Raw genomic sequence first — 25,104 nt, 5'->3', positions numbered from 1 at the left:
GGGCGCCGTTCGCGGTGCGCCCCGCGCCGTCCGCGCGGCCCCGGTTCGTGGTTGCTGCGCGAAGGTCAAATCCCCAGGGAATGAAGAAACTTCACCAATCCCCCACCCTTCACGCGCCCCTCCCGTACGCTGAGTCCGGTACCGGTGGGGGGTCGGCGCCGGAGCAGGGGGGACGAACGATGGGACGTACTCGCGTCCTGGTGGTCGACGACCACCGCATCTTCGCCGAGGCGCTGGCCACGGCGCTCGCCGCCGAGCCCGAGATCGAGGTCGGCGCGGCCGGCACCGCCGCCGCCGCCGAACGCGCGCTGGAGCGCGCCGCCGCCGAGGGACGCCCGTACGACATCGTCCTGGTGGACGCCGACCTGCCCCCCGCGGTCGGCCGTCCCGGCCAGGCCCGCTCCCGCGACAGGTTCCCCGTCGCGGTCGTACCGCTGCCGCGCCGCGAGTCCTCGCCGGCGCCCGGCGACGGCATCGCCCTGGTGGCCCGGATCTGCCGCACCCATCCGGCGCTCCGCGCCGTGGTGCTCGCCACCGACGACGACCCGCGCCGCGCCGTGCGCGCGCTGCAGGCGGGGGCGTCGGGCTGGGTCGCCAAGGAGAGCTCGCTGGGGCGGCTGCTGACCGTCGTCCGCGGGGTGCTGCGCGACGAGACACACCTGCCGCCGGCTCTGCTGACGGGCGTGGTGCGGGAGTTGACCAGCGCCCGGCGCGACCGGACGGAGAGCGAGCGGCTGGTCGGCACGCTGACCCCCCGTGAGGAGGAGGTGCTGCGGTGCATGGTGGCCGGCCTCGGCCGGCAGGCCGTCGCCGAACGGCTGTACCTCTCGCCGCACACCGTCCGCACCCACATGCAGAACGTCCTCGGCAAGCTCGGGGTGCACTCCACCCTCGCCGCCGTCGCGGTGGCCCGCCGGGCGGGCATCACGCCCTCCGAGCCGCTGCCCCCGCCCGCCCCGGCTCAGCCGCCGCACCCGCCGACCGTCGCCTCGAACGCAGGCCCGGGCGCCGGCTGAATCGTTTTCCTCGCGCCCGCGCCGGGCGGGGGAGCGGCCGGACGCCACACCCAGGTACCGACTCCGTCAGGTCAGGGAGACCGGAGGACAGATGTCGCCCAACAGCACCGCCGCCCGTCCCGATGCACAGCCCGTCCCGGTCGCCGGGGCGGCCGCCGGCCCGCCTGGCCTGCGCACCCTGGTGATCGGCGGTGGCGCCGCGGGGTCGGCGCTGGTCCGCGACCTGATCCGGACCCCGGAGTTCGGCCTCGCCCCGGTCGGCGTCCTCGACGACGACCCCGCCAAGGCGGGCACGGCCGTGGACGGCGTTCCGGTGCTGGGCCCGCTGGCCCAACTGACGCCGCTGGCGGTGGCGCACGGCGCGCAGGTGGTGGTGCTGGCGATCCCGGGGCTGCCGCACCAGCAGGTACGGGCGCTGGCGACGGCGGCGGCCGCGGCCGGGGCGGCCGTCCGCTACCTGCCGTCCTTCCTGTCGGCGCTCCGCCGCGAGGTGGTCGGCTCGGACCTGCGCAGCCTGGACGTCAACAAGCTGATCGGCCGGCACGAGGTGCACGTGGTCTCGCCGGACGTCCGGGCGGTGATCGAGGGCCGCCGGGTGCTGGTGACGGGTGCGGGCGGGTCGATCGGCAGCGAGCTCTGCCGCCAGGTGCACGCCTTCAACCCGTCCGAGCTGTACATGCTCGACCACGACGAGTCCAACCTGCACCGGCTCCAGCTGGAGATCTGGGGCGAGGCGCTGCTCACCGACGACTCGCTGGTGATCGCGGACATCCGGGACCGGCCGCGGATCCAGCAGATCTTCCGCGACCTGCGGCCGGAGGTCGTGTTCCACGCGGCGGCGCACAAGCACCTGCCGCTGCTGGAGCGGCACCCGAGCGAGGCGGTGAAGTCCAACGTCCTCGGTACCGACCACCTGGTGGAGGCGGCGCTGGCCACCGGCGTGGAACGGTTCGTGCTGATCTCCACCGACAAGGCGGCCGATCCGACCTCCGTGCTCGGGGCGAGCAAGCGGCTGGCCGAGCTGATCGTCCGGGCGAACGCCCGCGACGCCCGGAACCTGGGCACCGGGGTGTTCTCGGCCGTCCGGTTCGGCAACGTGCTGGGCTCGCGCGGCTCGCTGCTGTCGGTGCTGGAGGAGCAGCTGCGCAGCGGCGGCCCGGTGACCGTCACCCACCCCGACGTGACCCGCTTCTTCATGACCATCGAGGAGGCCGTCGGCCTGGTGCTGGAGGCCGGCCGGATGGCGGAGGGCGGCGAGGTCTTCGTGCTCGACATGGGCGAGCCGGTGCGGATCGTCGACCTGGTGCACAACTTCGCCCGGCAGGTGCAGTTCGGCGCGGAGGACGTGGAGATCCGCTACACCGGCCTGCGGGCGGGCGAGAAGCTCAACGAGGCGCTGTTCTCGGAGGGCGAGGAGCGGCTGCCGACCGAGCACGGCCGGATCTTCGCGACGGTGGCCGGCGACGGCGGCCCGGAGGACCTGGCGGGCGGCCTGACCGGGCTGTACGCGGCGGCGAAGGTCAACGCGGACGCCGAGGTGCGCGACCGGCTCGCGGAGCTGCTGCCGGGCTACCGGACGCCGGAGGCCGTCCCGGTGCCGGCCCTGACCACCCCGTACCCGGACGGCTTCTGAGGCGCGGGCGGCCCCGGGCGGGTCGGCGACGGGGCGCGGTCAGCCGGCCTGGTCGAAGGGCGCGACCAGGCAGCGCAGCAGCGCCGCGAGCTCGCCCTGCTGGTCGGAGCTGAGCTGGGCGAGGAGTTCGCGCTCGTGCGCGAGCAGGCCGGCGAGCGCCTGGTCGGCCTTGTCGCGGCCGTCGTCGGTGAGCCGGACGAGCACGCCGCGCCGGTCGTCCGGGTCGGGCAGCCGGCGGACGAGGTTCTTGCCGGTGAGCCGGTCGATCCGATTGGTCATGGTGCCGGAGGTGACCAGGGTCTGGGTGAGCAGCTGGCCGGGGGAGAGCTGGTAGGGGGAACCGGCCCGGCGCAGCGCCGTCAGCACGTCGAACTCCCACGGCTCCAGGCCGTGCTCGGCGAACGCGGTGCGGCGGGCACGGTCCAGGTGCCGGGCGAGTCGGCTGACCCGGCTGAGCACCTCGAGCGGTTCCACGTCGAGGTCGGGGCGCTCTCGGCGCCATGCTGCGACCAGGCGGTCGACCTCGTCCTCCATGACGATCAGTGTATCGGGGGTTGTGTCGATGTGAAGTCTCTTGACATCGAGAGTTTTCGCGCGCACCCTCTCGACTGGATATCTTGATGTCGAGATACTTGGGAGACCGCCATGCCCGCCACCGCCTGGGACCCCGCCCAGTACCTCCGCTTCGCCGACGAACGCACCCGCCCGCTGCACGAACTCGTCGCCCGGATGCCCGCCCTGCCGGCCGCCCCCGTCGTCCTCGACCTCGGCTGCGGTCCCGGCAACTCCACCGTCGTCCTGCGCGAACGCTGGCCCGACGCCCACCTCACCGGCGTCGACAACTCCGCGGACATGCTCGCCACCGCCCGCACCGACGGCGAACCGCGTGCCGCCTACCTCCTGGCCGACGCCCGCACCTGGGACCCGGCCGGTGCCGCCCCCGACGCGATCGTCTCCAACGCCACCCTGCAGTGGCTCAACCCCGACGGCGCCGACCGCGCCGACCACCTGCCCCTGGTCGCCCGCTGGGCGGCCGCCCTGCGGCCCGGCGGGGTGCTCGCCTTCCAGGTGCCCGGCAACTTCGACGCGCCCAGCCACACCCTGCTCGCCGGGCTCCGCGGCAGCGCCCGCTGGCGGGACGCCCTCGGCGAGGGGGCCGAACGGGCCGGCGTGCACGACAGCGCCGAGTACCTGCAGACCCTGCTCGGGGCCGACTGCACCGCGGACGTCTGGGAGACCACCTACCTGACCCTGCTCACCGGCCCCGACCCGGTGCTGCAGTGGGTCAAGGGCACCGCCCTGCGGCCCGTCCTCTCCCGGCTCACCGACCCGGCCGACCGGGAGGAGTTCCTCGCCGCCTACGGCGCCCTCCTGCGCGAGGCCTACCCGGCCGGGGAGCACGGCACCGTCTTCCCCTTCCGCCGCGTCTTCGCCGTCGCACAACGCCGGTAGGGGGAGCACCCCAGGGGCGCGCGCGGGGGCCTACTTGTGGAAGTGGTGGTGGCCCGGCATGGCCGGGTGGCGGCCGAGGAGGACGACGCCGCCCACCACCGCCAGCAGCCCCACCACCTGGAAGGCCACCGCGACCGGGGTCACCCGCAGGCGGTCGCCGAGGAAGCCGACCGCGCAGGCGATCCCGGTCAGCGGCTGGGCCGCGGTCAGCGCGGGCAGCGACATCCGCAGCGGCGCCGCCTCGAAGGCCGACTGCACGAGCAGCAGGCCGACCACGCCGATCACCACCACCGCGTACGGCTGCCAGCTGTGCACCACCGCGCCGATGCCGTGCTCGTCCAGCCGCTCGGTGGTCATCCGGGTCAGGGCGTCCTGCAGCCCGTAGAGCAGTCCCGCGGCGAGCGCGAGCAGGGTGGCCTCCTCGAAGAGCGGCATGTGCTTGGCGACGAGCACCAGCAGCACGGCCAGCCCCGAGACGATGCCGACCACCAGCCAGAAGCGCAGGTGGCCGGCCTCGGTGCCGCCGCCCTGCGGGCGGCCCGCCACGATGAAGGAGGTCACCCCCAGGGCGATCAGCGCCACTCCGGCCCAGCCGGAGCGGCCCAGTCGTGTCCCGGTGAGCCTGCGGGCCATCAGCATGGCGAACACCAGGTTGGTGGCGAGCAGCGGCTCGACGAGTGCCACCTCGCCCTGGCTCAGCGCGACCGCGCTGAGCACCAGGCCGGCGATCATGAAGCCGAGGCCGATCAGCCAGTCCGGCATCCTCGCCAGGTCGAGGAGCAACCGCCAGTGCAGCAGGTCGCTCTTGGGGGCACGCTGGGCGGCGTGCTGCTGCAGCACGAAGCCCAGGCCCAGGCAGCAGGCCGCCCCCACTGCCAGAATGAAGACCGCCACGCGACCACCTCGGTGCCGTCACACCCGTCGTTCGCCCACCAGCTTCGGATGCCGCTCCAGGCCCTCCAGGCCGTGCCACGCCAGATTCACCAGATGGGCGGCCACTTCGGCCTTCTGCGGCTTGCGCACCTCCAGCCACCACTGGCCGGTGAGCGCGACCATTCCGACCAGCATCTGCGAGTACATCGGTGCCAGCCGGGGATCGAATCCCCGGGACTTGAACTCCAGTCCCAGGATGTCCTCGACCTGGGTGGCGATGTCACTGATCAGCGAGGCGAAGCTGCCGGTCGACTGCGCGACCGGCGAGTCCCGGACGAGAATCTTGAAACCGTCGGTCGAGGTGTCGATGTAGTCCATCAGCGCGAAGGCCGCCTGCTCCAGCAGCTCGCGGGAGTGCCCGCCGGTCAGGGCCCCGGTCACCATGTCCAGCAGCAGCTGCATCTCCCGGTCGACCACGACGGCGTACAGCCCCTCCTTGCCGCCGAAGTGCTCGTAGACGACGGGCTTGGAGACCCCGGCGCGCTCGGCGATCTCCTCGACCGAGGTGCCGTCGTAGCCGCGCTCCGCGAAGACCGACCGGCCGATCTCCAGCAGCTGCTCGCGCCGCTGCTTGCCGGTCATCCGGACCCGGCCGCCCGCCCGGCCGCCGCGCGCGGCCGGTGCGGAGCGGGTGCGGCCCACCGCGGCGCCGTCCCCGCCGGTCGCGTGCTGGTGGCCGTCCGCGGTGTCTGCGTTGCTCCCGTTCACCCCTACATCATGCTGCAGCGGGCGGGTCATACGGCGCGGCGGGCGTCGATCCGCTCGGCCCCCGGCCAGCGGACGTCGGTCGCCCAGCCCGCACGCTCGAACCAGCGGATCAGGCGGGCCGAGGAGTCGACCTGGCCGCGCAGCACACCGTGCCGGGCGCTGGTCGGGTCGGCGTGGTGCAGGTTGTGCCAGGACTCGCCGCAGGAGAGCACCGCCAGCCACCAGACGTTGCCGGACCGGTCGCGGGACTTGAACGGCCGCTCGCCGACGGCGTGGCAGATCGAGTTGATCGACCAGGTCACGTGGTGCAGCAGGGCGATCCGCACCAGCGAACCCCAGAAGAAGGCGGACAGCGCCCCCTGCCACGACATCGCGACCAGTCCGCCGACCACCGGCGGGATCAGCAGCGACAGGGCCGTCCAGAGCCAGAACAGCCGGGAGACCCGCCTTATGGCCGGGTCGGCGATCAGGTCCGGGGCGTACTTGTGCTGCGGGGTCTGCTCCTCGTCGAAGAGCCAGCCCATGTGCGCCCAGAACAGTCCCTTCACCAGGGCCGGCACGCTCTCGCCGTACCGCCACGGGGAGTGCGGGTCGCCCTCCTTGTCGCTGAACCGGTGGTGCTTGCGGTGGTCGGCCACCCAGCGCACCAGCGGCCCCTCCACGGCGAGGCTGCCGGCCACCGCCATGGCGATGCGCAGCGGGTGGGCGGCCTTGAAGGAGCCGTGCGTGAAGTAGCGGTGGTAGCCGACGGTGATGCCGTGGCAGGTCACGAAGTACATGACGGTCGCGATCGCGACGTCCGTCCAGCCGAGGCCCCACCCCCAGGCCACCGGGACGGCGGCCAGCAGGGCCAGGAAGGGGACGGCGATGAACAGGCCCAGGGTGATCCGCTCGGCCATTCCCTGTTTCTCCCCGCCGAGGGTCGCGGAGACCTGGGCGGGTGGCTTCTGCGCCGCCATGGTGGGTGCTGCACCGGCCTGCATGGTCATGGGGGCGTCCTCGGGAGGGAGCGGAACCTACGTATGCGTAACCTACGGCATCGTAGGTTCCCGGGCATCCGATGGGAAGACGTGTCGCACCGGCGGGACTTCGGAGGGTGGTGGATGCGGAGCGGCGCACCCCGTACTCTTAGCCCTGCATTGCCCGCCGACGTCCGTCGGCGCGTCACCCGTGCACGGCATCCGTCCCGGATCGTCTAAGGGCAGGACAGCTGGTTTTGGTCCAGCTTATGGGGGTTCGAATCCTCCTCCGGGAGCTCCGCACACAGCCCCGACCGTCCGGCAGGCGCGCCCGACCCTCCCTCAGAACAACCGAGGAGCCCTCCGCGTGACTGCCAAGAAGACCGCTGCCGTGATCGTGCTCGCCGCCGGCGGCGGCACCCGGATGAAGTCCAACCGGCTGCCGAAGGTGCTGCACGAGATCTGCGGCCGGTCCCTCGTCGGCCACGCCGTCGCCGCCGCCCGGGAGCTGGAGCCCGAGCACCTCGTCGTGGTCGTCGGCCACCTGCGCGAGCTCGTCGCCGCCCACCTGGAGCAGCACTACGCGGGCGTGCGCACCGCCGTCCAGGAGCAGCAGAACGGCACCGGCCACGCCGTCCGCACCGCCCTCGACGCGCTGACCGCCGACGGCACCGCCCTCGACGGCACCGTGCTCGTCACCACCGGCGACGCCCCGCTGCTCACCGGCGCCACCCTGCGGGCCCTCGCGGAGGCGCACGCCGAGCAGGGCAACGGCGTCACCGTGCTGACCGCCGTGGTGCCGGATGCGAACGGCTACGGCCGGATCCTGCGCGACGACCACGGCGCGGTCGCCGCGATCGTCGAGCACAAGGACGCCACCGACGAGCAGCGCGCCGTCTCCGAGATCAACTCCGGTGTGTTCGCCTTCGACGCGAAGCTGCTCGCCGAGGCGCTCGGCCGGCTCACCACCGACAACGTCCAGGGCGAGGAGTACCTCACCGACACCCTGGAGATCCTGCGCACCGGCGGCCACCGGGTCGGCGCCGTGGTCGCCGACGACTTCCGCGACATCCTCGGCATCAACGACCGGGTGCAGCTCGCCGAGGCCCGCCGGATGCTCAACGACCGGCTGCTGGAGCAGGCCATGCGGGCCGGCGTCACCGTCGTCGACCCGGCCACCACCTGGTTCGACGTCCAGGTGAGCTACGAGCCGGACGCGGTCGTGCTGCCCGGCACCCAGCTGCAGGGCGCCACCCACCTGGGCGAGGGCTGCACCGTGGGCCCGAACTCCACCGTGACCGACAGCACCATCGGCGCCGGCGCCACTGTGAGCAACGCCACGGTGATCGAGGCCGAGGTCGGCGAGTCCGCCTCGGTGGGCCCCTACGCCTACCTCCGCCCGGGCGCCAAGCTCGCCCGCAAGGCCAAGGCCGGCACCTACGTCGAGATCAAGAACTCCGAGCTCGGCGAGGGCGCCAAGGTGCCGCACCTCTCGTACATCGGCGACGCGACGATCGGCGAGGGCAGCAACGTCGGCGCGGCCTCCGTCACCGTCAACTACGACGGCGTCAACAAGCACCGCACCGTGATCGGGGCGCACTGCCGCACCGGCTCGGACAACATGTTCATCGCCCCGGTGACCGTCGGCGACGGCGCCTACACGGCGGCCGGCTCGGTGATCTACCAGGACGTCCCGGCCGGTTCGCTGGGCGTCGCCCGGGCGCAGCAGCGGAACATCGCCGGCTGGGTGGCCCGCAAGCGCCCCGGCACGGCCGCCGCCGAGGCGGCCGCCAAGGCCGAGGCGTCCGGGACGCCCGAGGCCTGAGCGGCTGCGGGGGATCTTGGGAAGCGGTCCCGGGGCGGACGGTTCCCTGCGCACCGCGTAACCTGGAGTACATACGTGCGCCACTGGGCTGACCGTACTCGTCCCGGCGTACCCCAAATCCCCCGCCGACCGACGTCCCCGAGCGCTGCTGCCCGGGTGCGCCGCGGCGGGTCCATGTGCGGCAGCAACGCGAGGAGACGGTGCAGTGAGCGGGATCACGACGTCGGGTGAGAAGAAGCTCAAGCTCTTCTCCGGCCGTGCCCACCCCGAGCTGGCGGAGGAGGTGGCCCGGGCGCTCGACACCGAACTGGTTCCCACCAAGGCCCTGGACTTCGCGAACGGTGAGATCTACGTCCGCTTCCTGGAGTCGGCCCGCGGCGCGGACTGCTTCGTGATCCAGAGCCACACGGCTCCGATCAACCAGTGGATCATGGAACAGCTGATCATGATCGACGCGCTGAAGCGGGCCTCGGCGCACAGCATCACGGCGATCCTGCCGTTCTACGGCTACGCCCGGCAGGACAAGAAGCACCTCGGCCGCGAGCCCATCTCGGCCCGTCTGGTCGCCGACCTGCTCCGCCAGGCCGGCGCCGACCGCCTGATGGCCGTGGACCTGCACACCGCGCAGATCCAGGGCTTCTTCGACGGCCCGGTGGACCACCTGTTCGCGCTGCCGATGCTGGCCGACTACGTGGGCGAGCGGGTCGACCGCTCCAAGCTCACCATCGTCTCGCCGGACGCCGGCCGGGTGAAGGTCGCCGACCAGTGGTGCGACCGCCTGGGCGCCCCGCTCGCGATCATCCACAAGCGCCGCGACATGACGCAGGCCAACACCATCCTGTCCGCCGAGGTCGTCGGCGACGTCAAGGGCCGGGTCTGCGTCCTGGTCGACGACATGATCGACACCGCCGGCACCATCTGCGCCGCCGCCGACGCGCTCTACGACAACGGCGCCGCCGACGTGATCGTCGCGGCCACCCACGGCGTGCTCTCCGGCCCGGCCGCGGACCGCCTGAAGAACTCCCGCGTCAGCGAGTTCGTCTTCACCAACACCCTGCCCACCCCACAGCAGCTGCAGCTGGACAAGGTGACCACCCTCTCGATCGCCCCCTCGATCGCCGCCGCGATCAAGGAGGTCTTCGAGGACGGCTCGGTGACCAGCCTCTTCGAGGGCGTGCACTGACCGTCCGCCCCGGACGTCCGGCCCCCGCACGCCGCGCGTGCGGGGGCCGATTTCACGTTGACGCCACCACCGGTTAGACTCGTGGAACTGCTCGGCGAGGGATGCCGTGTGCCCGTACGGGTACCGCAACCGTGATCGACGCGCTGCTTCCAGTAGTCGTCCGCCGCCGAGCGACCCCCAAGGAACTTGAGGGTGTGGCCCGGCGGTTTTTGTCGTTCCTGCACCCGCGCCAGTCTTTCTCCCGAGGAGTGCAGTCGTGTCCGAGATCCGCCTTGCCGCCGAGACCCGCACCGAGTTCGGCAAGGGTGCCGCCCGTCGCGCCCGCCGCGCCGGCTTCGTCCCCGGTGTCGTCTACGGCCACGGCCACGCGCCGGTCCACCTGAACCTGCCCGGCCACGACCTGATGATGGCCCTCAAGACCCCGAACGCCCTGCTGGTCGTCCCGATCGAGGGCAAGGACGAGTACGTCCTGCCGAAGGCCGTCCAGCGCGAGGCCATCAAGCGCAGCATCGAGCACGTCGACCTGCTCCTCGTGAAGCGCGGCGAGAAGGTCACCGTCGAGATCCCGGTCCACACCGAGGGCGAGCTGGCCCCCGGCGGCAACCTGATCGAGAACGTGCTGAACGCCCTCCCGATCGAGGCCGAGGCCACCCACCTGCCCGAGTCGGTCACCGTCTCCGTCGAGGGCCTGGAGGCCGGCGCCTCCATCACCGCCGGTGACATCGCCCTGCCGAAGGGCGCGACCCTGGCCGTCGAGGCCGACGCCGTCGTGCTGCAGGTCATCGGCGCCCAGGCCCCCGAGGCCACCGAGGAGGAGGCCGCCGAGGGCGAGGCCGTCGAGGCCTGATCCCCGCCGGATCCGCTTCCGCCGCCCCCGGCCGCTCCTGACCCCAGGAGCGGCCGGGGGCGGCGGCGTTCGCCCGGCCGCCGCTCAGCCGTGCCCCGGCAGCAGCCGCAGCCGGACCTCCTGCGGCACCGGCTTCAGCGCCTCCCGCAGCGTCAGCCCGGAGACCCGCGGCAGCCGCCCGGCCAGCCAGTCGCAGACCTCCTCCGGGTGGTGCTTGGCGCCCTCGCGCAGCGACCAGCCCAGCGCCTTGCGCACGAAGAACCGGGGATCCGTCAGCAACGGGTCCGCGAGCGCCCCGAACTCCCCGAAGAAGAGCGGGAACCGCTCCGGCGAGCGGAGCGCCGGGAGGTGGCCCAGCACCCCGCCCCGGCGCACCCACAGCTCCTCCCGGCGGCTCCAGCGCAGCAGCACCTCCGCCGTCCCCGGGTACCGCAGCAGCAGCGGACCGGCCGCCTTCGGCGCGATCACGTCGACGTGCGCCCAGGTGTCGCACTGCTCCAGCATCCGCTCCAGCAGCGCCAGATCGGCCGGCACCAGCATCCGTTCGCGCGCCTCCAGCAGGAACCCGGCGCAGCTGCGCGACTCGTGCACCGGCCGCGCCCACAACTCCTCGACCAGCGCCAGCACCGCCGCCCGGTCCAGCTCCGGGTGGCGCCGGAGCAGACCGCGCACCGCGGCGCGCATCCCCGGCACCGGGACCCCGAGATGGCGCAGCGAACTCTTCAGGTACGCCTTCTCCTGCTCGGCGCGGCCGGGTACCACGGAGCCCTGCAACTGGGCGTCGAGCTCGGCGGCCAGTACGGCGGTCGGTGCGGTCACGGGCGGTCCTCCGGTCCGGCGGCGGTCGTCGTCACGACGGTACGCCGCCCCGGGCCGCCGCCGCGGACGCCCCTGCCACGGCCGGGCGCGGCGCCGCTGCGGATAATGGACCCGCAGGAACGAGGCGAGCGGAGATCGGTGATGAGCGCGGTGGCGGACGAGTACACGGGACCCTGGCTGGTCGTGGGCCTGGGCAACCCCGGCGAGGGCTACGCCCGCAACCGGCACAACATCGGCTTCATGGTGGCGGACCTGCTCGCGGAGCGGATGGGCGCGAAGTTCAAGGCGCACAAGAGCCGCGCCCAGGTCGCCGAGGGCCGGCTGGCCGGCCGGCGCGTGGTGCTGGCCAAGCCGATGACGTTCATGAACCTCTCCGGCGGGCCGACCACGGCGCTGCGCGACTTCTACAAGGTCCCCAACGGGGCGATCGTCGCGATCCACGACGAGCTGGACATCGACTACGCGGCCCTGCGGCTGAAGTGCGGCGGCGGCGACAACGGCCACAACGGGCTGAAGTCCATCACCAAGTCGCTCGGCGCCGACTACCACCGGATCCGCTGCGGCATCGGCCGCCCGCCGGGCCGGATGGAGGTCGCGGACTTCGTGCTGAAGGACTTCTCCTCCGCCGAGCGCAAGGACCTCGACTGGTTCGTGGACCGGTCGGCGGACGCCGTGGAGGCGCTGCTCTCCGAGGGGCTGGAGCGGGCCCAGAGCACCTACAACTCCTGACACGCGCCCGGGCCCCGGGAAGGCGGTGATCGCCTTCCCGGGGCCCGGTGCCGAGCAGTCGGCCGCTGCTCAGTGGGTGTCGTAGTAGCCGAACATGTCGACGATCAGGTCGGTGTTTCCGCCGCTGGCGTTCCAGAAGTCGATGATGCCGTTGGCACCGGTGTTCGCCTGGACCAGGTTCGGAACGGTCTGCCCCTTCACCCAGTTCAGCGCCGACGCGGTCGGCCGGGCCGGCCAGACCTCGGTGCCGTTCTTGTAGGCGTCCACGCTGTTCGGGTCCGGACCGACGCTCAGGAAGCCGGCCGTCGCGGTGTTCGTCACCGTGGCGTTGAACACGAAGCCGGAGATGGCCGGCTCGTCGTAGGACAGCGGCATGTAGGCGTAGGAGCCGCTGCTCAGCGGACCGTAGCTCCAGGTCGCCGGGTCACGGGTGTCGAGCAGCCGCTCCGGCGCGATCGGCAGGTAGGCGCCCTTGGCCGCGGGGCTGTAGTAGCCCACGATGTCGACGATGACGTCGGTCGGCAGACCGGCGCCGTTGCGGACCCGGATCTTGCCGTCGGAACCGACCGGCACGACGACGGAGTTGGCGATCGTCTGACCCGCGGTGAAGTTCAGGTTCGACGCGGTGGGCACCGACTGGCCGTCCGGGTAGACGTTCAGGAAGCCCGCGTTCTTCGGGTTGGTGACGGTCACGTTGAGCGCGACCGCGGTGATCCCGGAGCCCGGCAGGCCCGCCGTGCCGTTGCCGTTGATCTGCACGGCGAAGGAGCTGCCGCCGGCGACCTGGCCCTTGGCGGTGCCCAGGCCCTCACGGGTGTCCACCAGGCGGGTGGGGCCGGTCGGGGTGAAGCCGCTGGAGTCGGACTGGGTGAAGTACCCGGCCACGTCGGCGATCAGGTCGGTGGGCTTGCCGCTGCCGTTGTACAGGTCGACGTAGCCGTTCGCGCCGACCGGGACGATCGACAGGTTCGGCACCGTCTGGCCCGCCACGAAGTTGACGTTCGAGGTGATCGGCCGCTGGTCGCCCTCGCCGTAGGCCGTGATGTAGCCCGGTCCGGCGGCGTTGGTGACGGTGAGGTTGAGGACCACCGCGGTCACACCGGCGGGGATGCCGCCGTTGCCGGCGATCTGCACGCGGGTGCTGGTGAACGGCTGGATCTGGCCCTTGGGGGCGCCGGTGCCGTCACGGGTGTCCAGCAGACGGGTCGGGCCGTACGCGGTGTACGCCGAACCCGCGGTGGTGACCACCAGGGTGTTGGTCGCCGTGGTGACGCCGTCGCTGTCGGCGACGTTCACCGTGATGGTGTACGCACCGAGCTTCGCGTAGGTGTGCGCCAGGGTGGTCTGGCCCGCAGGCAGGTAGCCCGTGCTCTGCGGGGCCGAACCGTCACCCCAGTTGATGGTGGCGTTGGCCGTCGTGTTGACGCCCGTCACGTTGACGGCGAGCGAAATGCCGTACGCGCTGGTGTGCTTGGCGGTGAGGCCGGCCGCGAGGCCCGCGGTCTCGCCCGCGGTCAGGCTCTGCTTCGAGCCCGACGCCGTGCGGACCGACTTGGTCGCAGGGCTGGTGAAGGTGCTGAAGGTCGAGGCACCGGCCTTGGTCGGGTCGACGGTGTGGACTCCGTGCGCGGTGGGCGCAGCAGGAGACGAATCGGCCGCAAAGGCCACAGTAGGTATGAACGCGACGCCGGCCGCAATGGCGGCCGCGCTCGCAACGAGGCGGCGGTAGGACACCGGCCCCCCACTTCCGTTGAACGGTCAGGAGAGAAAGCGTGCACAGATTACAGATTCGCGGCAGGCCCAACAACGTCGATTCGCTTACGAATCGATCGTTCGCGACCGGGGGGGCGTACGGCCCTCGTTCGGGGCCGGACTACGCGGCCGCCGACCCCCGGTGGTGACGGAGGGTACACAACGGTCCTGCAACGCTTGCCCGCTGGGGCCTGAATCCCGGTCAGATCGAACCGTTCCATCGGATACGGTCTGACCCGTACGAAGGGGTTGAGGGGCTCGATCTGGGGGTAAGGAACGTGATTCGCTCCTACCGGGCGGCGCGGATGGTCGGCGGCGCGGCATTGTGCCTGGCGGCCACCGGGATCGCCGCCCCGGCCGCGGAAGCCGCCGGTGCGACGGCGGGCCCGGAGCCGTCCCCCGAGCCGGCCGCGGCCCAGATGGTGCCGCCGGTCAGCGGCTCGGTCGGCGGCTCGGCCGGACTCTACGCGGTGGCCGGCGGACTGGTCGTGGTGGCGGGCGGAGCGGCGACCTGGGTGCGCCGCCGCCGGGCCGACCGCGAGGGCTGACCGCCGCAGGCACAGGGCCGACCCCAGCCGGGGTCGGCCCCTCGCGTTCCCGGCGGAAGATTTCCTCCCGGTCTGTCGTCCGTTCCGGCCCGCCGGTGCGTCAGGTGGGCATGACGATGAAGGGTGACCCGTTCGACGCCTTCGTCGGAGCGCGGTACCAGGCGCTGCTCCGCGCGGCGTTCCTGATCACCGGCGACCTCCACGACGCCCGGGACCTGCTGCACGACGCCCTCGCCCGGGTGTACGTCCGGCGCCGGTCGATCCGCGAGGAGTCGGCGACCGAGGCCTACGTGCGCCGCACCATGGTGCGCACGCACGTCTCCCGCTGGCGCCGCACCAGGCGCGAGGTCCTCACCGACCGCCTGCCGGACGTCGCCGGGCCGGAGACGACGGCGGGGGACGAGCAACTGGCCACGGCCCTGCGCGCGCTGCCGCCGCGGCAGCGCGCCGCGGTCGTGCTCCGCTACTGGGCCGACCTGCCGGTCTCCGCGGTGGCCGAGGAGATGGGCTGCACGCTCGCGACGGCGAAGACACATCTCGGACGGGCGATGACCACGCTCCGGCGCGACCTCGCGCCCGAGCGGGAGGTGAGCCGACATGGATGACGAGGAATTCGGACGCGCACTGGCCGGCCGCCTGGAGGCGGCCGCGGACGCCCGGGTGGGCGCGGCGGAGGTGCCGCTGGCCGGGCTCCGCGCCCTGGGCCGGCGCCGGGTGCTCCGCCGCCGCGGGGCGCAGGCGGCCGCCGCCGCGGCCGTGGTGCTGGCCGGCCTGCTGCCGCTGCTGCACGGCGGCCCGGAGGGTGCGCCGGCGCCGGCGGCCACCGCCCCGGCGCCCGCGCCGGACGTCACGGAGCTGCCCGACCCGACCTGCCCGGCCCGGCTGCGGAGCGGGGCGCCCGGCACCGCCCCGATCGGGGACAGCGGGCCGGACGAAACGGCCGAGCGGGCCTGGAGGTTCGCCCTGCGGGAGGACCGCTTCCACATCTCCGGGGTCTGCGTGGACCGCGGCGCCGGGCAGGTGCTGGTCTTCCGGGTGCCCGGCAGCGACCTGGACGCCCGGCTCTCGGCGGCTCTCGGCGGGGCTGCGGGCACCCTGCGCTTCCGCGACGCGCCCTACTCGCAGTTCGACCTGGGCCGGGTGCTCAACACGGTCGTGGGGGACACCAGGTACTGGCGGGACCGCGGGGTGGAGATCACCGGCATGGGCGAGCTGGTGGACGGCACCGGGATCGCCCTCGGCACGCCGCAGGCGGACACCGCCCGGGCCGACCTCGTGGCGCGCTACCGGCCGTACGCGGTGGAGGTGGTGGAGCAGCCCTCGGCGACGGGGTGACGCGCCGAGGGGCGGCCCCGCGGTGTGCGGGACCGCCCCTCGGGCCGGGCGGATGCGGCGTCAGCCGGTGTTGCGCAGACCGGCGGCGATGCCGTTGACGGTCAGCAGCAGGGCGCGGGCCCGCAGCGGGTCCTCGCTCAGCCCCTTGGCGGCCTCGTCGCGCTGCCGGCGCAGCAGCGCCACCTGGAGGTACGAGATCGGGTCGAGGTAGGCGTCGCGGACGGCGAAGGTCTGCTTCAGCACCGGGTTGTGGTCGAGCAGTTCGGTCTCGCCGGTGAGCCGGAGCACCTCGCGCAGGGTGCGCTCGTGCTCCTCGGTGATCTGGTCGAAGACGTGGTGCAGGTCGGCCGGCACCAGCTGCTCGACGTAGTGGCGGGCGATCCGCAGGTCGGTCTTGGCCAGCGTCATGGCGACGTTGGACAGGAAGTTGCGGAAGAAGTGCCACTGGCCGTACATCTCGTCCAGCACGTCGCCGAGGCCGGCCTCGCGGGCGGCGGCGAGGCCCGCGCCGACGCCGTACCAGCCGGGGACGATCTGCCGGGACTGCGTCCAGCCGAAGACCCACGGGATGGCCCGCAGGCCGTCCAGCCCGGCGCCGGAGTCGGGGCGGCGGGACGGGCGGGAGCCCAGGTGCAGCGAGGCGAGCTGGTCGACCGGGGTGGCCGCGAAGAAGTACTTCGGCAGGTCCTCCTGCTCGACCAGGCCGCGGTAGGCGGTGTGCGCGGCCTCGGAGACCTGGTCCATCGCGGCGTCCCAGCGGGCCAGCTCCTCCGGGGCCTGCCGCGGCGCGGTGTGCAGCGCCGAGGCGGCGAGCGTCGCGGAGACGGTGAGTTCGAGGTTCTCCCGGGCCAGCGACGGCAGCAGGTACTTGTCGGAGATGACCTCGCCCTGCTCGGTCACCTTGATCTCGCCCTCCAGGGTGCCCCAGGGCTGGGCGAGGATCGCCTCGTGCGAGGGGCCGCCGCCGCGGCCGACGGTGCCGCCGCGGCCGTGGAAGAGCCGCAGCCGGATGCCGTAGCGGTGGGCGACGTCGCGCAGCCGGCGCTGGGCGCGGTGGATCTCCCACTGCGAGGTGGTGATGCCGCCGAACTTGGAGGAGTCCGAGTAGCCGAGCATGACCTCCTGGATGTCGCCGCGCAGCGACACCAGCAGGCGGTACGACGGGTCGGAGAGCATCTCGTCGAGGATCCGGTCGGCCTGCTGCAGCTCGTCGGTGGTCTCCAGCAGCGGCACGATGCCGATCTTGGCGATGCCGGCGTGCAGGTCGATCAGACCGGCCTCGCGGGCCAGCACCGCCGCCGCGAACACGTCGTCCGCGCCCTGGCACATCGAGATGATGTACGACTCGACGATCTCGTCGCCGAACCGCTCGAAGCCCTCGCGGATCGTGCTGAACACGCCGAGGGTCTTCGCGCCGGCCGCGTCCAGCGGGGCCGGGACGGGCGCGAGCGGACGGCGGGAGCGGAGCTCCTTGGCGAGCAGCCGCTGCCGGTACTCGCGCGGCATGTCCGCGTAGCGCCAGGCCTCCTCGCCGAGCCGGTCGAAGAGCTGGCCGAGCGCGTGGTGGTGGGCCTCGGCGTGCTCGCGGACGTCCATGGTCGCGAGCTGCAGGCCGAACGCCTCGACGGTGCGGATCGCGCGGGCCAGGCGGCCGTCGGCGATCAGCCCGCCGCGGTGGGCGCGCAGCGAGTCCTGGATCAGGCGCAGGTCGGCGACCAGCTCGCGGGTGCCGACGTAGTCGCGGCCCTCGACGTGCGGGGTGCCCGCGGCCAGCCGGTCCCGGGTGTTCTCCAGCTTGAGGCGGACGCAGGTGGCCTTGAGCCGGTACGGCTCCTCGGCGTTCATCCGCCTGTAGCGGGGGCTGAGCTCCGGCAGCGCCTTGAGGTCGGCGTCCAGCGAGGCCAGCAGCTCCTCGCTCGCCCCGGCCAGGCGCACCGAGGTGGAGAGCGAGTTGCGCAGGTCGTCGACGGTGGCGAGGGCGTCCTTGATGCCGTACTCGTGCTGCAGGTTGAGCACGTCCCAGGTGACCTGCGGGGTCACGTTGGGGTTGCCGTCGCGGTCGCCGCCGATCCAGGTGCCGAAGGTCAGCGGGCGCACCCCGTCGGGCAGCGCCAGGCCGACCCGGGCGAGCTCCTCGTGCAGCTCCTCCAGGACGGCGGGGACGGCCTCGCGGTACAGCTCGTCCAGGTAGTAGACGGCGTTGCGGGCCTCGTCCGTCGGCTCGGGGCGGGCGATCCGCAGCTCGTCGGTCTGCCACAGCAGGTCGATGACCTCGGCGAGCCGGCGGTCGGCCTGGCGCTTCGCCGAGGAGTGCCGCACGGGGTCGGCCTCGGACAGGCCCGAGGCGAGGTGCTCGCGGTGGATGCGCTCCAGCAGCTCGCCGATCCGGCGCAGCTTGTTGAGCACGCTGCGGCGGGCGGCCTCCGTCGGGTGCGCGGTGAACACCGGCCGGACGGCCAGGTGGGCCAGGGTGTCCTGGAGGTGCTTCGGGTCCGCCTCGGCGAGCTGGTCCGCGGTCTGCGCGAGCAGCGAGCCCTCGCGGGCCCGGCGGGTGGCGAACTCGCGGCCGCGGTGCACCTGCTCGGTGACGTTGGCGAGGTGGAAGTAGGTGGAGAAGGCACGGACGAGCTTGCCCGCGGTCTCCAGGTCGATGCCGGCGAGCAGTTCGGCGGTGGCCTCGCCGTCGGTGCGGCTGAGCAGGCGGACCTGCTCCACCAGGCCGAGCAGCTCGGGGCCCTCCTGCCGGACCAGCGTCTCGCCGAGCAGGTCGCCGAGGCGTCGGATGTCCGCGCGCAGGGCGGCGTTGTCGGCGTCGGGGCCGGCGGTCGCGGACGAGGCGTCCGACGAGGCGGGGACCGGAGCGGTCACGGCTGTCTCCCTGTGGTGGTGGGGGGTTCGGCAACGGCTCTCATCACCTTTGTAACGGTGATGCGTGCGGACCGCGCTGTCCGACCCGCACAGCATAGGTGGCACCGGGTGCCGCGTCCGAGATTGGCCGGATGGCGGACAGGGCGCCGCTCGCGCCGGGTCCCGCGGAACTCGCTGGGGAGGGCCCGAGGGGCGGCCTTACGCTGTCCCCCATGAGCAAGTCGCCGGAGGGGGGCGGGCCGGTCCACACCCTGGGGTGGTGGCCCCGGCGCCGCAGTGCGCTGCTGGACGTGGGGCTGGCCGGACTGGCCGGACTGGAGTGCGCCGCGGGGGCGTACGGCATGGTGGGGGACCGGCTGCACCTCGGTGCGCCGGCCGCGGTCGTGTCGGCGGTCCTGGGGGCACTGGCCGGGGCGACGCTGGTCGTGCGGCGGCGCTGGCCGGCCGTACCCGTCCTGGTCGGACTGGTCTTCGTGCCCGGCCTGTTCGGCATGGTGCTGCTGGTCGTCTCGCTCTACACGCTGGCCGCCACCTGGGAGTGGCCCTCGCGCCGCCGCCGGGTCGTCGCGCTCTCCGCGATCGCCCTCGCCGAGACCTTCGGCATGGCCCTCGTCTACATGCTCGCCCCCACCCAGGTGCCCGCCGAGGAGACCCCGCCGACCTGGGTGTTCGTCCTGCTGGCCGCCCTCGTCTCGGTCGGCCTGACCGTGCCGCCGGTGGTCACCGGCCTCTACGTCGGCGCCCGCCGCCGGCTCGTCGAATCGCTCACGGACCGGGCGCTCGGCCTGGAGGCCGAACTCGACCTGCTCGCCGAACAGGCCAGCGAACGGGCCCGGCGGGCCCGGCTGGAGGAGCGCACCCGGATCGCCCGCGAGATGCACGACGTGGTCGCCCACCGGGTCAGCCTGATGGTGGTGCACGCAGGAGCACTGGAGCGGATCATCACCAAGGACCCGGAGAAGGCGCAGGCCAGCGCCAAACTGATGGGAGAGGTCGGCCGGCAGGCCCTGGACGAGCTGCGGGAGATCCTCGGCGTGCTGCGGATGGCCGAGCCGACCGCGGCCGCCGCCGAGGGCACGGGCGGCCTCACCGAGGTCACCGGACTCGTCGAACAGTCCCGGGCCGCCGGGATGGCGGTCTCGCTGACCGTCAGCGGCGAGCGCCGCCCCTACCGCGGGGACGCCGAGCAGACCGCCTACCGGGTCGTCCAGGAAGGGCTGACCAACGCCCACAAGCACGCCGGCGGGGCCCGGGTGTCCGTCCTGCTGGCCTTCGTGCCGAACGGGGTGCGGGTGGCCGTGGTCAACGACTGCCCGGGCGGCGCCGAGCCCGTCCGCCTGCCGAGCGGCGGCAACGGGCTGGTCGGCATGCGCGAACGGGTCGTCTCCCTCGGCGGCAGCTTCGACGCCGGCCCGGAGCCGGACGGGGGCTTCCGCGTCGAGGCGGTGCTGCCCTCCCGGCTGGCGGTGCCCTCGGAACGGCTGATCTGAACGGACGAGCACCTCAGGGGCGCGGGGAACCGCGCGATCCGGATGCGGGTCGCCGGGTGAACTCCGGTCGGCCGTGGCCGTCAGGCGACCCGCTCCCTGGTTGCGCGGCTCCCCGCGCCCCTCGTGGTTCGCCCTCCGGGGGCGCTTTCAGCAGGCGGTCGGCGAGCCCCGGGCCGACCAACGGGCTGAAGAGGCGGACGGCCGGCGGGAGGGCGAGGCCCACCGCGAGGGTCAGGGCGAAGGTGCCGAACAGGGGCAGCGCCGTCCAGGCGTGGTGCAGGACCCGGGCGTGGTAGACGCCGGAGGCCTGGACGAGCTTCAGCGGCAGCCCGTGCAGCAGGTAGACGTGGAGCGAGGCCGCGCCCAGCGCCGTCCAGCGGGTCCGGCCCTCCGGCAGCAGGGCCAGGAACGCCGCCCCGGCGACCAGGGACAGCAGGCCGAGCGAGGCCCTGACGGCCAGCCACACCGGGTACGGGACGTGCAACTGTGCGCCGCTGCCGGTGTACTCCACCCAGCCCGGGTTCAGCAGTTCGGGGGCGGCGAGCCACAGCACCGCGAAGACCGCGGCCAGCACCGCCGGGGCCCAGCGCCGGACGACCGGCCGCCGCAGCAGGGCGACGTGGTGCGGGCGCAGCACCAGCCCGAGCACGAACCACGGCAGGAAGGCGAGGGTGCGGCTGAGCGCGAGCTCCTCCGGCAGCGCCCGGGCGGCGCCCGAGGCGGCCGCGACCAGCACGGCCACCGCCAGCGGATGCCGCAGCGCCGTCCACAGCGGCACGGTCAGCCGCCAGACGAACAGCGAGAGCAGGAACCAGGTCAGCCAGCGCGGCTCCAGCAGCGAGAACGGCGCGAACCGGCCCTCCAGCACCATGCCGACCAGGTTGTACAGCACCTGGAAGACCAGGTACGGCACGGCGACGCCGGTCACCAGGCGACGGCCGTCCACCGCCGGACGGCCCGGCCGGGGCTGCGCGAACCGGCCGCACAGCGTCACGAACACTGGCATCGCGAAGGCCGCGACGGTCAGCACCGCGGCGGCGACCGTCCGGTCGGCGCCGGCCAGCGGCATCCAGGTGTGCGCGCACACCACCAGCGCGACCGCCGCGAACTTGGCGTTGTCGAAGAGCGGCTGCCGCCCGGGGGCCTCTGCGGTGTCGGGGCCGGCGCCGGTGTCGGGGGTCTCGGTGCGGTCCGCGGCGGCGGCGGCGGGGGCGCTCATCGCGATTCCTCCCGGTCCTCTCCTCGGAATTTCCACACAGTGTGGACCCGGGGCGGGCAGGACGGGAGGGGTTCGGGCGAAAGCGGTGCGCCCGCGCACGAAGGGTGGCGGACGGGGGTGCACCGGCCGACGATCCGTCAGCCGGTGCGGGGGAAACGGTCGGTGCCGACGCGTCAGGCGCGCAGCCGCTCCGGGGTGAGCCCCATGACCAGGGTGGCGAGCGCCTGGTCGACCGTGGCACCGAGGTACCACTCGCCGGTGTGGTCCAGGCTGAAGACCCGGCCGAGTTCGTCGATCGCCAGGAGCGCCTGGCCGTACCGCTCCTCGCCGAGCGGGGCGAGGCGGGTGCCGAGCGCGCGGCCGAGGTCGGCCAGGGTGCGCGGCTGGTGCAGGCCGCAGCGCGGGTCGAGCAGGAAGGGGGTGCGGGCCAGTGCCCGGCCGGCGCCGTCCAGGTCGAAGGCCAGCCCGCCGAACTCGGCCCAGGCCTCCACGGCGGCGGGGAAGACGGAGTGCGGGGTGTCCAGGGGCCCGCCGTGCACGGCGAGCACGTCCGCCCAGGCCTCGGCCTGGCGGATCTCCCAGCGTCCGGGGTGCCAGCCGGCCTGCTTGAGGGCGGCGGCCACGTCGGCGGGGAAGCGCGGTTGGGTTCGTACGGCGGTCGCGTTCAGGGTCTGCTCCGTGGTTCGGGGACAGGGACGGCGCGCGTCAGCGGGTGGTGGGCCCGACGGCGACGCTCGCGACGTTCATGTGGTCCAGCAGGGCCGCGCAGGAGCGGCACGGCGGCGCGTGCGTGCCGTGCGCCGGGTCCCCCTCCTCGCGGATGCGCAGGGTGGTCAGCCGGGCGCCCCGCAACGCCTTGCGGGCGTCGTGCAGGCCCAGCGGCTTGCGCGAGGCGCGCTTGGACCGCGCCCCGTCCACCGTGGTGAGGTACTGGGAGAGCAGCACCGCCTCCGGGCACCGCCCGGTGAACCGCTCGCGGTGCTCGATCGGCAGGCCGGCGAGGAAGTCCCCGACCAGCGGGTGGAGCAGCGGAGCGAGGTCGGCCTTGTCGCCGGCCAGGGTGTGCACCTCGCCGTTCTTCAGCGAGAGCGCCGCCGCGACCGCGGGCAGCACGCTGTCCCGCACGTGCAGCAGGCGCGGCACGGCCGGGGCCGCCGGCTGCTCGGCGGTGCCGGCCTCCCGGTCGGCCGTCGGGCTCGCTGACATGGTTCTCCTCGATCGCTTTCCGCGCGGGTCTCCGGCCCCGGTCGGCAGTCTGCCGGGGTGCTGACGGTCGGTGGACGCCGACCTGCTCCCTCATTGTGGGCCTCAAGACTGTCAAACCCTTCGCAGCGCCGCGGACCCGGGGTGTACGGAGCGTTGCGAAGGCCGTCACGGCGCGCCGCGGGTTTGCGGATTCGGCCCCCGGGGGCGTACGGCGGCCGGTACCGTTCCAGCGGCGGGGCCACCTGGGCAGCACCGTGGGGCGCCGCCGGCCGCTGGGCCGGCGGCGGTGATCCGATCCGGGGGCCGCACGGACGCGGGGTGCTCCGGGGCGGTGACGCTCCGGCACCGGACAAGGGGGGTCTTGTCGATGTCGACGCAGCACGGGCAGGGGCACGCGCCGGCGCAGGAGGCGCACGAAGCGCCCGGCGAGCACGTCCCCACGCCGGGTGCGACCGGGTCCGCGCCCGGGCGCCGGATCGGCCTCGCCGTGGTCGGCGCCGGGTACTGGGGACCCAACCTCGTCCGCAACGCCCAGCAGACGCCCGCCCTGCGGCTGCACTGGCTGTGCGACCTGGACGAGGAACGCTCCCGCCGGGTGCTCGGCGAGTACAGCACCGTCCGCACCACCACCTCCTTCGACGAAGTCCTCGCCGACGACCGGGTCGAGGCCGTCGCCGTCGCCACCCCCGCCGCCGCCCACTACAAGCTGGTGCGCGCCGCCCTGGAGGCCGGCCGTCACGTGCTCGTCGAGAAGCCCATCACCACCACCGCCGACGAGGCCGCGGAATTGTGCGAACTCGCTGAAGAACGCGGACTGGTGCTGATGTGCGACCACACCTTCTGCTACACGCCGGTGGTCCGCCGGATCCGCGAGCTCGTGCACGGCGGCGAGATCGGCGACGTCCAGTTCTTCGACTCGGTGCGGATCAACCTCGGCCTCGTCCAGCCCGACGTGGACGTGCTCTGGGACCTCGCCCCGCACGACCTGTCGATCCTCGACTTCGTGCTGCCGCCCGGCGTCGAACCGGTCGGCGTCAGCGCCCAGGGCGCCGACCCGATCGGGGCCGGCCGCGCCTGCGTCGCCTACCTCACCGTCCGGCTCAGCAACGGCGCGCTCGCCCACTGCCACGTCAACTGGCTCTCGCCGACCAAGGTCCGCACCACCCTGATCGGCGGCTCCCGGCGGACCCTCGTCTGGGACGACCTCAACCCGCAGGCCCGGCTGGCGGTCCACGACCGCGGCGTCGACCTCACCCCGCCCGACGAGCTCACCGACGCCATCCGGCACCGCGCCATGATCTCGTACCGGGTCGGCGACATGGTCGCCCCCGCCCTGGTCGAACAGGAGGCGCTGCGCAACGTGATGGCCGAGTTCGCCGCCGCCGTCACCGAGGGCCGGGCCCCGCTCACCGACGGCCGCTCCGGCCTGCGGGTGCTGCGCCTGCTGCACGCCGCCTCCCGCAGCCTCGAACTCGGCGGCGCCACCGTGCCCGTCGGCCCGGCCGCCGGCACCGTCACCGCACCGCCGGGCCCCGCACTGCCGAGCCCCGCACCGTCGTCCACCGCACAGGAGAGGGCCGCCGCCCGATGAACGCAGTCCCCGTCCCCGGCTCCCGCTGCCTGGTCACCGGAGGCGCCGGCACCATCGGCTCCACCGTCGTCGACCAGCTGATCGAGGCCGGTGCCCGCGAGGTCGTCGTGCTCGACAACTTCGTCCGCGGACGCACGGAGAACCTCGCCCGCGCCCGGGAGCTCGCCGCCCCCGGCCAACTGCGGGTCGTCGACGGCGACATCCGCGACCGCGCACTGCTGCGCGAACTCCTCGGCGACGACACCGACCTGCTCTTCCACCTCGCCGCGATCCGGATCACCCAGTGCGCCGCCGAACCCCGGCTCGCCCTGGAGATCATGGTCGACGGCACCTTCGACGTCGTCGAGGCCGCCGCCGAGAAGGGCGTCCGCAAGCTGATCGCCTCCTCCACCGCCTCCGTCTACGGCCTCGCCGACACCTTCCCGACGCCGGAGACCCAGCACCCCTACAACAACGACACCTTCTACGGCGCCGCCAAGGCGTTCAACGAGGGCATGCTGCGCAGCTTCCACGCCATGACCGGCCTGGACTACGTCGCGCTGCGCTACTTCAACGTGTATGGGCCCCGGATGGACGTCCACGGCCGGTACACCGAGGTGTTCATCCGCTGGATGGAGCGGATCGCCTCCGGCGAACCCCCGCTGATCTTCGGCGACGGCACCCAGACCATGGACTTCGTCTACACCGAGGACATCGCCCGGGCGAACCTGCTCGCCGCCGCGGCCCCCGTCACCGACCGGGTCTACAACATCGCCTCCGCGAGCGAGGTCTCGCTGCGCGGCCTCGCCGACGCGCTGCTCGCCGCGATGGACCGCAGCGACCTCGACGTCGAGCACGGCCCGGCCCGCGGCACCGCGGGCGGCGTGGTCCGCCGGCTCGCCGACATCTCCGCCGCCGAACGCGACCTCGGCTGGAAGCCCGACCTCGGCCTCGACGAGGGCCTGCGCCGGCTCGTCGCCTGGTGGCGCGCGCAGTGACCACGACCGACCCG

At 73.6% G+C, this 25,104-nt stretch carries 23 protein-coding genes and 1 tRNA gene; 14 read left to right on the top strand and 10 right to left on the bottom strand.

From position 1 onward, the window contains the following. The first annotated feature begins 179 nt into the window (after window positions 1-179). Together AB0O09_RS11670 and AB0O09_RS11665 are read left to right on the top strand one after the other, a co-directional pair. Window positions 180-1,016, top strand: coding sequence for a response regulator transcription factor (locus tag AB0O09_RS11670; protein ID WP_363541403.1), 837 nt, complete (start codon window positions 180-182; stop codon window positions 1,014-1,016). 91 nt (window positions 1,017-1,107) lie between these two features. Next, window positions 1,108-2,649, top strand: a complete 1,542-nt coding sequence (locus tag AB0O09_RS11665; protein ID WP_363541402.1) for a nucleoside-diphosphate sugar epimerase/dehydratase — start codon at window positions 1,108-1,110, stop codon at window positions 2,647-2,649. 39 nt (window positions 2,650-2,688) lie between these two features. Here the strand turns inward: AB0O09_RS11665 and AB0O09_RS11660 are convergent, their stop codons facing one another. Next, window positions 2,689-3,183, bottom strand: a complete 495-nt coding sequence (locus AB0O09_RS11660; protein ID WP_363541401.1) for a MarR family transcriptional regulator — start codon at window positions 3,181-3,183, stop codon at window positions 2,689-2,691. A gap of 111 nt (window positions 3,184-3,294) precedes the next feature. Between AB0O09_RS11660 and AB0O09_RS11655 the strand changes: the two genes are divergently transcribed. Further along, window positions 3,295-4,101 carry a methyltransferase domain-containing protein gene (locus AB0O09_RS11655; RefSeq protein WP_363541399.1) on the top strand — a complete coding sequence of 269 codons (807 nt, stop codon included), beginning with the start codon at window positions 3,295-3,297 and terminating at the stop codon, window positions 4,099-4,101. Window positions 4,102-4,131: 30 nt separating this feature from the next. Here the strand turns inward: AB0O09_RS11655 and AB0O09_RS11650 are convergent, their stop codons facing one another. The 3 genes from AB0O09_RS11650 to AB0O09_RS11640 all read right to left on the bottom strand — a co-directional run bounded on the left by AB0O09_RS11650 (window position 4,132) and on the right by AB0O09_RS11640 (window position 6,725). Then, a complete protein-coding gene (locus AB0O09_RS11650; RefSeq protein ID WP_344628217.1) occupies window positions 4,132-4,995 on the bottom strand; it encodes a DMT family transporter in 864 nt (287 codons plus the stop codon). Window positions 4,996-5,013: 18 nt separating this feature from the next. Continuing rightward, window positions 5,014-5,676, bottom strand: a complete 663-nt coding sequence (locus AB0O09_RS11645) for a TetR/AcrR family transcriptional regulator (RefSeq protein WP_344628222.1) — start codon at window positions 5,674-5,676, stop codon at window positions 5,014-5,016. A 92-nt stretch (window positions 5,677-5,768) separates the two neighbouring features. After that, on the bottom strand, window positions 5,769-6,725 hold the full coding sequence (locus AB0O09_RS11640) for a fatty acid desaturase (RefSeq protein WP_363541442.1): 957 nt from the start codon (window positions 6,723-6,725) through the stop codon (window positions 5,769-5,771). 201 nt (window positions 6,726-6,926) lie between these two features. Between AB0O09_RS11640 and AB0O09_RS11635 the strand changes: the two genes are divergently transcribed. From AB0O09_RS11635 to AB0O09_RS11620, 4 genes are all read left to right on the top strand, one after another. Beyond that, a tRNA-Gln gene (locus tag AB0O09_RS11635) sits at window positions 6,927-6,997 on the top strand. A gap of 71 nt (window positions 6,998-7,068) precedes the next feature. After that, entirely contained in the window at window positions 7,069-8,526 is a 1,458-nt protein-coding gene (glmU, locus tag AB0O09_RS11630) for a bifunctional UDP-N-acetylglucosamine diphosphorylase/glucosamine-1-phosphate N-acetyltransferase GlmU (protein ID WP_363541398.1), read from the top strand. A 205-nt stretch (window positions 8,527-8,731) separates the two neighbouring features. Beyond that, complete coding sequence (locus tag AB0O09_RS11625; RefSeq protein ID WP_363541396.1) at window positions 8,732-9,709, top strand: ribose-phosphate diphosphokinase; 978 nt, start codon at window positions 8,732-8,734, stop codon at window positions 9,707-9,709. Between the two features lie 256 nt (window positions 9,710-9,965). Beyond that, window positions 9,966-10,556, top strand: a complete 591-nt coding sequence (locus AB0O09_RS11620) for a 50S ribosomal protein L25/general stress protein Ctc (protein WP_363541395.1) — start codon at window positions 9,966-9,968, stop codon at window positions 10,554-10,556. Window positions 10,557-10,640: 84 nt separating this feature from the next. Here AB0O09_RS11620 and AB0O09_RS11615 read toward each other — a convergent pair whose 3' ends face one another. After that, window positions 10,641-11,375 (bottom strand): DNA alkylation repair protein, encoded by a 735-nt coding sequence (locus AB0O09_RS11615; RefSeq protein ID WP_363541394.1) that lies wholly within the window; start codon window positions 11,373-11,375, stop codon window positions 10,641-10,643. Between the two features lie 141 nt (window positions 11,376-11,516). On the opposite strand from AB0O09_RS11615, the gene pth reads away from it, so the two are divergent. Next, window positions 11,517-12,104 (top strand): aminoacyl-tRNA hydrolase, encoded by a 588-nt coding sequence (gene pth / locus AB0O09_RS11610; RefSeq protein WP_363541393.1) that lies wholly within the window; start codon window positions 11,517-11,519, stop codon window positions 12,102-12,104. Between the two features lie 69 nt (window positions 12,105-12,173). Here the strand turns inward: pth and AB0O09_RS11605 are convergent, their stop codons facing one another. After that, window positions 12,174-13,772, bottom strand: coding sequence for a PKD domain-containing protein (locus AB0O09_RS11605; RefSeq protein WP_363541392.1), 1,599 nt, complete (start codon window positions 13,770-13,772; stop codon window positions 12,174-12,176). A 362-nt stretch (window positions 13,773-14,134) separates the two neighbouring features. On the opposite strand from AB0O09_RS11605, the gene AB0O09_RS11600 reads away from it, so the two are divergent. The 3 genes from AB0O09_RS11600 (at window position 14,135) to AB0O09_RS11590 (ending at window position 15,739) form a co-directional block, all read left to right on the top strand. After that, entirely contained in the window at window positions 14,135-14,404 is a 270-nt protein-coding gene (locus AB0O09_RS11600; protein ID WP_363541391.1) for a hypothetical protein, read from the top strand. A gap of 110 nt (window positions 14,405-14,514) precedes the next feature. Continuing rightward, window positions 14,515-15,009 carry a SigE family RNA polymerase sigma factor gene (locus tag AB0O09_RS11595; protein ID WP_363541390.1) on the top strand — a complete coding sequence of 165 codons (495 nt, stop codon included), beginning with the start codon at window positions 14,515-14,517 and terminating at the stop codon, window positions 15,007-15,009. Further along, window positions 15,002-15,739 (top strand): hypothetical protein, encoded by a 738-nt coding sequence (locus AB0O09_RS11590; RefSeq protein WP_363541389.1) that lies wholly within the window; start codon window positions 15,002-15,004, stop codon window positions 15,737-15,739. Before AB0O09_RS11595 ends, AB0O09_RS11590 begins: the two co-directional genes overlap by 8 nt. Before the next feature lie 60 nt (window positions 15,740-15,799). Here AB0O09_RS11590 and ppc read toward each other — a convergent pair whose 3' ends face one another. Further along, window positions 15,800-18,535 carry a phosphoenolpyruvate carboxylase gene (gene ppc, locus AB0O09_RS11585; protein ID WP_363541441.1) on the bottom strand — a complete coding sequence of 912 codons (2,736 nt, stop codon included), beginning with the start codon at window positions 18,533-18,535 and terminating at the stop codon, window positions 15,800-15,802. Window positions 18,536-18,819: 284 nt separating this feature from the next. On the opposite strand from ppc, the gene AB0O09_RS11580 reads away from it, so the two are divergent. Further along, window positions 18,820-20,097: a histidine kinase gene (locus tag AB0O09_RS11580; protein ID WP_363541387.1), complete on the top strand. Its 1,278-nt coding sequence runs from the start codon at window positions 18,820-18,822 to the stop codon at window positions 20,095-20,097. A gap of 13 nt (window positions 20,098-20,110) precedes the next feature. Here the strand turns inward: AB0O09_RS11580 and AB0O09_RS11575 are convergent, their stop codons facing one another. From AB0O09_RS11575 to AB0O09_RS11565, 3 genes are all read right to left on the bottom strand, one after another. After that, the gene (locus AB0O09_RS11575; RefSeq protein WP_363541386.1) at window positions 20,111-21,316 is read right to left on the bottom strand and encodes a hypothetical protein; all 1,206 of its coding nucleotides are present in this window, start codon (window positions 21,314-21,316) and stop codon (window positions 20,111-20,113) included. Window positions 21,317-21,489: 173 nt separating this feature from the next. Continuing rightward, on the bottom strand, window positions 21,490-21,939 hold the full coding sequence (locus AB0O09_RS11570) for an SUKH-3 domain-containing protein (RefSeq protein WP_363541385.1): 450 nt from the start codon (window positions 21,937-21,939) through the stop codon (window positions 21,490-21,492). A gap of 82 nt (window positions 21,940-22,021) precedes the next feature. After that, entirely contained in the window at window positions 22,022-22,522 is a 501-nt protein-coding gene (locus AB0O09_RS11565; protein ID WP_344628077.1) for a YwqJ-related putative deaminase, read from the bottom strand. Window positions 22,523-22,889: 367 nt separating this feature from the next. On the opposite strand from AB0O09_RS11565, the gene AB0O09_RS11560 reads away from it, so the two are divergent. Together AB0O09_RS11560 and AB0O09_RS11555 are read left to right on the top strand one after the other, a co-directional pair. Beyond that, window positions 22,890-24,113 carry a Gfo/Idh/MocA family oxidoreductase gene (locus tag AB0O09_RS11560; protein WP_363541384.1) on the top strand — a complete coding sequence of 408 codons (1,224 nt, stop codon included), beginning with the start codon at window positions 22,890-22,892 and terminating at the stop codon, window positions 24,111-24,113. Next, a complete protein-coding gene (locus tag AB0O09_RS11555) occupies window positions 24,110-25,090 on the top strand; it encodes an NAD-dependent epimerase/dehydratase family protein (protein WP_363541383.1) in 981 nt (326 codons plus the stop codon). Before AB0O09_RS11560 ends, AB0O09_RS11555 begins: the two co-directional genes overlap by 4 nt. Window positions 25,091-25,104: the final 14 nt, after the last annotated feature.

It is taken from the genome of Kitasatospora sp. NPDC093679 (genome assembly GCF_040683455.1).
Classification (GTDB): Bacteria; Actinomycetota; Actinomycetes; order Streptomycetales; family Streptomycetaceae; genus Kitasatospora; species Kitasatospora arboriphila.
This window is presented reverse-complemented; position numbering and strand designations above follow the sequence as displayed.